Here is a 230-nt window from a genome sequence, read left to right on the forward strand (position 1 = left end):
GCCTTCGCATCGAGGACGTGAGAGATGAGCGGCGAGTTTCTGCGGATTGATGGCTTTGAGATTCCGGTCCTGGCCGGCAGCGTTCGCGTGGAGGAGTCGGAGCTAGGCTCCATCGACCGCGCCGAGGACGGCCAACTCCGTGACTTTGTCCGTTCACGCCCGCGCGTCTGGTCCTGCGCCATGCCATTCCTGACGTGGGTCAAGGCCGACGCAATCCAGCACTACGTGCG

1 protein-coding gene is annotated in these 230 nt (G+C 63.9%); it reads left to right on the forward strand.

The window, feature by feature from the left end:
• Positions 1-24: 24 nt before the first annotated feature.
• Positions 25-230: hypothetical protein (locus Q4563_RS23270; protein WP_303606234.1), on the forward strand; the 206-nt coding region annotated here is incomplete at its 3' end.

It is taken from the genome of Gilvimarinus sp. 1_MG-2023, from assembly GCF_030548285.1.